Here is a 7,922-nt window from a genome sequence, read left to right as displayed (position 1 = left end):
ACGGGCGATGACGGGCGCCATGCCGTTCCGCACGCGGTAGAAACCCTCGGCCGTGGGGGGGGCCCCCCCCGCCCCCCCGGGGGGCGCCGGCCCCCCCCGGGGGGCCCGCCCCCGGGGGGGCCCGCCGGCCCCCCCCCCCCTCGGGGTGTTACGGGGTGCTGCTTCCGCTACTGGTTCTGGTTCTCACCGCGGTAGAACTCGAACACCCAGCCGAACAGACCGACCAGGATCAGCGGAGCCGAGAAGTACAGGATCCACCAGCCCATCGCGACGGCGAGGAAGGCGAGCGCACCTCCTATGGCCAGCGACAGCGGCTGCCAGCTGTGGGGGGCGAAGAAGCCCACCTCGCCGGCCTCGTCCGCGACGTCGGCCTCCTTGTTGTCCATGGCCATCTCGTCGACACGCCGGGCCGTGAAGGCCAGGTAGTAGCCGACCATGATGCAGAGACCGAAGGCCAGGAACAGCGCCGTCGTACCGACCGGCTCCTTCGACCACACGCCGTAGAGGATGGCCATGGCGAGCACGAAGATGCTCAGCCAGATGAACAACCTGCCCTGGAACTTCACTTGCCGGCCTCCTTGCCACCCGTGAGGGCCACGGCCTCGTGCGGCTTGTTCTCGAGCTGGTCGACCGCCGCGATCTCAGGGTGGTGCAGGTCGAACGCCGGGGATTCGGAACGGATCCGCGGCAGGGTGAGGAAGTTGTGCCGCGGCGGCGGGCAGGACGTCGCCCACTCGAGCGAGCGGCCGTAGCCCCACGGGTCGTCGACCTCGATCTTCTTGCCGTACTTGGCGGTCTTCCACACGTTGTAGAGGAAGGGCAGGATCGACAGTCCGAGCAGGAACGAGGAGATCGTCGAGATCGTGTTCAGCGCGGTGAAGCCGTCGGCGTCGAGGTAGTCCGCGTAACGACGCGGCATACCCTCGGCACCCAGCCAGTGCTGCACCAGGAACGTGCCGTGGAAGCCGATGAACAGCGTCCAGAACGTGATCTTGCCGAGCCGCTCGTCCAGCATCTTGCCCGTGAACTTCGGCCACCAGAAGTGGAAGCCGGCGAACATCGCGAAGACCACGGTGCCGAAGACGACGTAGTGGAAGTGCGCGACGACGAAGTACGAGTCGGAGACGTGGAAGTCCATCGGCGGCGAGGCCAGGATGACGCCGGTCAGACCACCGAAGGTGAAGGTGACCAGGAAGCCGATCGTCCAGAGCATCGGTGTCTCGAAGGACAACGAGCCCTTCCACATCGTTCCGATCCAGTTGAAGAACTTCACGCCTGTCGGTACGGCGATGAGGAACGTCATGAAGGAGAAGAACGGTAGGAGGACGCCTCCGGTGACGTACATGTGGTGGGCCCACACGGTCACGGAGAGACCGGCGATCGCGATCGTCGCGGCGATCAGACCGATGTAGCCGAACATCGGCTTGCGGCTGAAGACCGGGATGACCTCGGAGACGATGCCGAAGAACGGCAGCGCGATGATGTACACCTCGGGGTGTCCGAAGAACCAGAAGAGGTGCTGCCACAGCAGCGCGCCACCGTTGGACGCGTCGAAGATGTGCGAGCCGAACTTGCGGTCGGCCTCCAGCGCGAAGAGCGCGGCGGCCAGCACCGGGAAGGCGAGCAGGACCAGGACACCGGTCAGCAGCACGTTCCAGGTGAAGATCGGCATGCGGAACATCGTCATGCCCGGAGCGCGCATGCAGATGATCGTGGTGATGAAGTTGACCGAGCCGAGGATCGTGCCGAAGCCGGAGAAGGCCAGACCCATGATCCACATGTCGGCGCCGACGCCCGGCGAGCGGACGGCGTCCGACAGCGGGGAGTAGGCGAACCAGCCGAAGTCGGCCGCACCCTGCGGGGTGAGGAAGCCGGCCACCGCGATGATCGAGCCGAAGAGGTACAGCCAGTACGCGAACATGTTCAGCCGCGGGAACGCCACGTCGGGCGCGCCGATCTGCAGCGGCATGATCCAGTTCGCGAATCCGGCGAACAGCGGCGTCGCGAACATCAGCAGCATGATCGTGCCGTGCATCGTGAACGCCTGGTTGAACTGCTCGTTCGACATGATCTGCGTGCCCGGACGGGCCAGCTCGGCGCGCATGAAGAGCGCCATCAGACCGCCGATGCAGAAGAAGACGAACGACGTGACGAGGTACAGCGTGCCGATCGTCTTGTGGTCGGTGGTCGTCAGCCACTTCACCACGACGTTGCCGGGCTGCTTGCGCCGAACCGGGAGCTCGTTCTCGTACGAGTCCTCAGCCGCGGCCGCACCCTGGGGTTCGTTGAGGATGCTCACAGTTGGTTCTTCTCCGCATTCCTGGCCGGGTCCGTCTGCTCGATTCCAGACGGGATGTAGCCGGTCTGCCCCTTCTCCGCCAGTTCCTTCAGGTACTGCTGGTAGCGCTCCGGAGAGACCACCTTGACGTTGAAGAGCATCCGGGAGTGGTCGACACCGCAGAGCTCGGCACACTTGCCCATGAAGGTGCCCTCCCGGTTCGGAGTCACCTCGAAGACATTGGTGTGACCCGGGATGACGTCCTGCTTGAACAGGAAGGGGACCACCCAGAAGGAGTGGATGACGTCACGGGAGGTCAGGACGAACCGGACCTTCTCACCCTCGGGCAGCACCAGGGTCGGGCCCGGGTTGCCGGTCTGCGGGTTCCGGTCACCGGGGATGCCGGCCTCGTAGACACCGCCGGCGTTCGCCGGGAAGTCCTCCCGGTACTTGTCCGGAATGGCGAGGAGGTTCGGGGCCGTCTGCGCGTCACCCGTCACACCCGGCACGTTCTCGATGTAGTTGAAGCCCCAGCTCCACTGGTAGCCGACCACGTTGATGGTGTGGGCCGGCTTGTCGGCGAGCGACAGGAGCTTCGACTCGTCGCGCGCGGTGAAGTAGAAGAGCACCGACACGATGATGAGCGGAGTGACCGTGTACAGCGCCTCGATGGGCATGTTGTACCGCGTCTGCGGCGGTACTTCGACCTTGGTGCGGCTGCGCCGGTGGAAGATGACGGACCACAGGATCAGCCCCCACACCAGCACGCCCGTGACGAGCGCAGCCGCCCACGAGCCCTGCCAGAGGGAGAGGATCATGGGAGCCTCTTCCGTGACGGGGGTGGGCATACCAAGGCGAGGGAAGTTTTCCCAGTTGTACGAGCAGCCAGTGGCTGTCGCCAGGATCAGGCCCGCAGTCAGCACCTGCGGCAGCTTCCGCCGCATCGGGCGCCGAGACGTGGGGGTACCACCCGCGCCTTGGCTGCGGGGGAGGTCGGAGCCGTTGGGACTCACGTAGCGCCTTCCCGAGAGTCTCGGCCCGCGCTGGTCGGCTACGGCCGTCTCGCTGGTCGGTCGCCGCCCCGGCCGCGGGCAGGGGTTTGGATGTTTATGCGGACCAAACCCTACTGGACGCTATTTGGGGTCGCGCGGGGAGGGTGCCCAACGCGCCGTCCGACTCCCCGAAGGGATGGACGGGACCATTCCGCGGAGGGTCTCCGAGGGGTCCCGGACGCGCGATCGGCGGTGCGGGCCGGGCATCTGACGGGGCCTTGGGGGACGGGAGGCTAGCTTTGTCCGGTGCCCTACTTCGACGCCGCCTCCTCCGCCCCACTGCACCCCGTCGCCCGCCAGGCGCTGCTCGCCTCCCTGGACGAGGGCTGGGCCGACCCGGCCCGGCTCTACCGCGAGGGGCGCCGGGCCCGGCTGCTCCTGGACGCGGCGCGGGAGGCCGCGGCGGAGGCGGTCGGCTGCCGCCCCGACGAGTTGGTGTTCACTCCTTCGGGGACGCGCGCGGTTCACTCCGGAATTTCCGGCGCCCTCGCGGGGCGTCGGCGTGTCGGAACGCGGCTCGTGGTGTCGGCGGTCGAACACTCCTCCGTCCTGCACGCGGGCGAGGCGCACGCGGCGGCGGGCGGGTCGCTGACGGAGGTCCCGGTGGACCGGTCCGGCGCGGTCGACCCCTCGGCGTTCGCCGCGGCTCTGACGGAGGGGACGGCCCTGGCGTGTCTGCAGTCCGCCAACCACGAGGTGGGGACGGCGCAGCCGGTGGCCGAAGTCGCGGAGGCGTGCCGGGAGGCGGGGGTGCCGCTGCTCGTCGACGCGGCGCAGTCGCTGGGGTGGGGACCGGTGGAGGGCGGCTGGTCGCTGCTCGCCGCGAGTGCGCACAAATGGGGCGGACCGTCGGGGGTCGGGCTGCTCGCGGTACGGAAGGGGGTGCGGTTCGCGCCCCAAGGGCCCGCGGACGAACGGGAGTCGGGGCGGGCGGCCGGTTTCGAGAACCTGCCGGCGATCGTGGCCGCCGCGGCGTCGCTTCGGGCGGTGCGGGCGGAGGCGGCGGCCGAGGCGACACGGCTGCGGGGTCTGGTGGACCGGATCCGCGCGCGGGTGCCGGCGCTCGTGCCCGATGTGGAGGTGGTGGGTGACCCGGTGCGCCGACTCCCCCATCTCGTCACCTTCTCCTGTCTCTATGTCGACGGGGAGACCTTGTTGCACGAGCTGGACCGGGAAGGTTTCTCCGTTTCGTCCGGTTCGTCGTGCACCAGCTCGACGCTGACGCCCAGCCATGTACTGCGCGCGATGGGGGTGCTGAGCGAGGGCAACGTCCGGGTGTCGCTGCCGATCGGGACACCGGAGGCGGACGTGGACCGCTTCCTGGAGGTGCTGCCGGGCGTGGTCGCGGGGGTACGGGAGCGGCTGGGCGCCCCGGAGGCGGTGACCAGCGCGGGGTCCGCGGGCTCGCTCGTGGTGGACGCGCTGGGCAAGCGCTGCCCGATCCCGGTCATCGAACTGGCGAAGGTGATCGACGACGTCCCCGTCGGCGGGACGGTCACGGTGCTCGCCGACGACGAGGCGGCCCGTCTGGACATCCCGGCGTGGTGCGAGATGCGTGGCCAGGAGTACGTGGGCGAGGAGGCGTCCCCGAAGGGCGGCACGGCCTACGTGGTGCGGCGGGTGGCGTAGAACTCCGCCACCCCTGCCCCCGGGGCCCGGGCGGCGTGAGCCGTCCGGGCCCCGGGGGTGCGGGACCGAGAGCGCTCGGCGTCAGGCCAGGTGCGCCTGGACCTCGGCCGCGGCCTCGTCGCCGTACGCCTTGGTGAAGCGCTCCATGAAGTTCGCGCGGCGCAGCGTGTACTCCTGGGTGCCCAGGGTCTCGATCACCAGCGTCGCGAGCATGCAGCCGACCTGGGCCGCGCGCTCCAGGCTGACGCCCCAGGACAGACCGGTCAGGAAGCCCGCGCGGAACGCGTCGCCGACGCCCGTCGGGTCGACCTTGGCGTCCTCCTCCGCGCAGCCGACCTCGATGGCCGGCTCGCCCGCGCGCTCGATGCGGACACCGCGCGAGCCGAGGGTGGTGACCCGGTGGCCGACCCGGTCCAGGATCTCCGCGTCGCTCCAGCCCGTCTTGGACTCGATGAGGCCCTTCTCGTACTCGTTGGAGAAGAGGTAGGTCGCACCGTCGAGGAGGGTGCGGATCTCGTCGCCGCCCATCCGCGCGATCTGCTGCGAGAAGTCCGCGGCGAAGGCGATCCCGCGCGTCTTGCACTCCTCGGTGTGGCGCAGCATCGCCTCGGGGTCGTCGGCGCCGATCAGGACCAGGTCGAGGCCGCCGACGCGGTCGGCGACCGACTTCAGCTCGATCTGCCGGGCCTCGCTCATCGCGCCGGTGTAGAAGGAGCCGATCTGGTTGTGGTCCTTGTCCGTGGTGCAGACGAACCGGGCGGTGTGCAGGACCTCGGAGATCCGCACCGATCCGGTGTCCACGCCGTGGCGGTCGAGCCAGGCGCGGTACTCGTCGAAGTCGTAGCCCGCGGCCCCCACCAGGATCGGGTTGCCGCCGAGCTGGCCCATGCCGAAGCAGATGTTCGGGCCGACGCCTCCCCTTCTGATGTCGAGATTGTCGACGAGGAAGGAGAGGGAGACCGTGTGGAGCTGGTCCGCTACGAGCTGGTCTGCGAACCGGCCGGGGAAGGTCATGAGGTGGTCGGTGGCGATGGAGCCGGTGACTGCGATACGCACGGCTGGGCGCTCCTGCGGGACGGAAAGGGGTTGACAGTTCACGCTACCGGGTGGGAGGCGCGCTGCCGAACAGTGGAAACTACCCCAGAGTAGGTCTTTTCCCCGGAGTCATGGCGTGCGTACGGTGCGCGTATGTCCACGTACCCCGCTCCTCGTGAGCATCAGGAGTCCGAGTTCAGCCTGGCCCAGCTGCGCGGCGACAGTGCCCGCATGGCCCCCCACTGGGTGGTTCCCGCAGCTGACGCCCCCGCCCCCGTCTCCCCCGCGCTCATCCACGGCGTCGTCGTCCCACCCGCCTCGGCGCGGCTGATCGACGCCACCTCGGAATACGGCGACTGAGGGACGGAACCACCCGCTCGCCCATTCCGTCCCACTGATGTCTCCCGGGGAGATGCCTTCCGGGTCAGGGACGAAGGAGCGATGTGGTGAGCGGTACGGAGAACCGGCGGATGCGGCACCGGCCGATGCTCGTCGCCTCGGTGGCGGCGAGCGTCCTGCTCGTCGGAGGCGGCGGGGTGTATCTCGCCGCTACGGCGACCGACGGCGATGCCACCCGGCCCGCCGGGGCGGCCGCTCCCCCGCCGCTGAAGCTCGACGGCAGGAGCGGCGACGACGGCGGGCCCGGTATCGCACCGGGTGAGCCCGACCCCAACGGCGGTGGCGCCGTCTACAAGGCCAAGGGCGACCTGCCCCAAGGGCCCTCCTCGGCCGCGGTCCACCGGCCGGACGGCCGGGTCACCTCGGCGGAGGTGACCCGGCTGGCGCAGGCACTGGGCATCGCGGGCGCGCCGCGCCTCGAGGGCGGGGTCTGGAAGATCGCGCCGGAGAAGGACGGCTCCGGGCTGCGGCTCGACGTGGCCGCCGAGGCCCCGGGCAGCTGGACCTTCTCGCGGTACGACGGGGGCCCGGTCGGCGACACCTGTCTGAAGGGCAAGGCATGCCCGCCGCCGGGCGAGGCGAAGCCCCCGAGCGGTGGGCCGGTGAGCGAGGCGGCGGCGAGGGCGGCGGCCACTCCCGTACTGAAGGCGATCGGCCAGGAGGACGCCAAGCTGGACACCTCCCAGCTGATGGGCTCGGTACGCGTGGTCAACGCCGATCCGGTCGTGGGCGGGCTGCCGACATATGGCTGGTCGACCGGGATCCATGTCGGTCCCGGCGGTGAACTGGTCTCGGGCAGCGGGCAGTTGAAGGACCCGGTGAAGGGCGACAGCTATCCGGTGATCGGGGCGGAGAAGGCGCTGGAGGAGCTGAACAAGGCGTCCTCCGGGCCGGGCTCGATCGGTATCGGCGGCTGTGCGACGGATCCGCCGGCCGGCATGGAGGGCGGCGCGGACACTCCGGCGACGACCTGCAAGCCGGACGCGAAGCCGAAGGAGCTGGCGGTCACGGGCGCGGTCTTCGGCCTCGCGTCGCAGTTCGTGGACGGCGAGCGGGCGCTCGTGCCGTCGTGGCTGTTCACGGTGGAGGCGGAGCCCGGCGCGAAGCCGTACACGGTCGTACGCACGGCGGTGGCTCCGGAGCATCTGGCGCCCCCGGCGAAGCCCAGTCCGACGCCGCCCCCGACGCAGCATCCGGGCGAGGGAACGGTGCCCGAGCGGCAGCTCACGTCGTACCGGGTCGACGGCACCGGCACGAAGCTGTCGGTGACCTTCTGGGGCGGGGTGTGCAGCGAGTACACCGCGGCGGCCGAGGAGCGGGCCGACAAGGTCGCCGTACGGGTGACCGAGCGGCCGATCGACCCGGGACGGGCATGCATCGCCATCGCGGTGGAGGTCACCCGCACGGTGACCCTGGAGCAGCCTCTGGGCGGCCGAGCGGTCGTGGACGCGAGCGGGGAGCCCGTACCGCGCATGTGAGACGCACACGGCGCCACACGTACGAAGGCGGCCGCCCCGGAAGTCCGGGGC

General features: G+C 70.0%; 7 protein-coding genes. 3 read left to right on the top strand and 4 right to left on the bottom strand.

Going from position 1 to position 7,922, the window contains the following annotated elements; genetic code table 11:
* Positions 1 to 167: 167 nt before the first annotated feature.
* From ACFC0D_RS37540 to coxB, 3 genes are read right to left on the bottom strand one after another with little or no spacing between them, the layout of a single operon-like run.
* Complete coding sequence (locus ACFC0D_RS37540; protein ID WP_376446364.1) at positions 168 to 566, bottom strand: cytochrome c oxidase subunit 4; 399 nt, start codon at positions 564 to 566, stop codon at positions 168 to 170.
* Positions 563 to 2,299, bottom strand: coding sequence for a cytochrome c oxidase subunit I (gene ctaD / locus ACFC0D_RS37535; RefSeq protein ID WP_376446361.1), 1,737 nt, complete (start codon positions 2,297 to 2,299; stop codon positions 563 to 565). The genes ACFC0D_RS37540 and ctaD overlap by 4 nt, the downstream gene beginning before the upstream one ends.
* On the bottom strand, positions 2,296 to 3,291 hold the full coding sequence (coxB, locus tag ACFC0D_RS37530; protein WP_376446359.1) for a cytochrome c oxidase subunit II: 996 nt from the start codon (positions 3,289 to 3,291) through the stop codon (positions 2,296 to 2,298). The genes ctaD and coxB overlap by 4 nt, the downstream gene beginning before the upstream one ends.
* A gap of 285 nt (positions 3,292 to 3,576) precedes the next feature.
* Here coxB and ACFC0D_RS37525 point away from each other — a divergent pair, with 285 nt between their 5' ends.
* Entirely contained in the window at positions 3,577 to 4,959 is a 1,383-nt protein-coding gene (locus ACFC0D_RS37525; protein ID WP_376446356.1) for a cysteine desulfurase/sulfurtransferase TusA family protein, read from the top strand.
* An 81-nt stretch (positions 4,960 to 5,040) separates the two neighbouring features.
* On the opposite strand, the gene ACFC0D_RS37520 is transcribed toward ACFC0D_RS37525, so the two are convergent.
* Positions 5,041 to 6,015: a carbohydrate kinase family protein gene (locus ACFC0D_RS37520; RefSeq protein ID WP_376446353.1), complete on the bottom strand. Its 975-nt coding sequence runs from the start codon at positions 6,013 to 6,015 to the stop codon at positions 5,041 to 5,043.
* A 132-nt stretch (positions 6,016 to 6,147) separates the two neighbouring features.
* Between ACFC0D_RS37520 and ACFC0D_RS37515 the strand changes: the two genes are divergently transcribed.
* Together ACFC0D_RS37515 and ACFC0D_RS37510 are read left to right on the top strand one after the other, a co-directional pair.
* Positions 6,148 to 6,354, top strand: a complete 207-nt coding sequence (locus ACFC0D_RS37515) for a hypothetical protein (protein WP_329121435.1) — start codon at positions 6,148 to 6,150, stop codon at positions 6,352 to 6,354.
* Between the two features lie 86 nt (positions 6,355 to 6,440).
* On the top strand, positions 6,441 to 7,871 hold the full coding sequence (locus ACFC0D_RS37510) for a hypothetical protein (protein WP_376446350.1): 1,431 nt from the start codon (positions 6,441 to 6,443) through the stop codon (positions 7,869 to 7,871).
* The last annotated feature ends 51 nt before the right edge of the window (positions 7,872 to 7,922 follow it).

It is taken from the genome of Streptomyces sp. NPDC056222 (genome assembly GCF_042264065.1).
Classification (GTDB): Bacteria; Actinomycetota; Actinomycetes; order Streptomycetales; family Streptomycetaceae; genus Streptomyces.
Note: the sequence above shows the minus strand (reverse complement) of the source record. Positions and strands in the feature narration are given on the sequence as shown.

Coding starts and splice junctions, on each gene's coding strand:
- ACFC0D_RS37515 (WP_329121435.1), top strand. CDS start 6,148: ATGTCCACGTACCCCGCTCCTCGTGAGCATCAGGAGTCCGAGTTCAGC.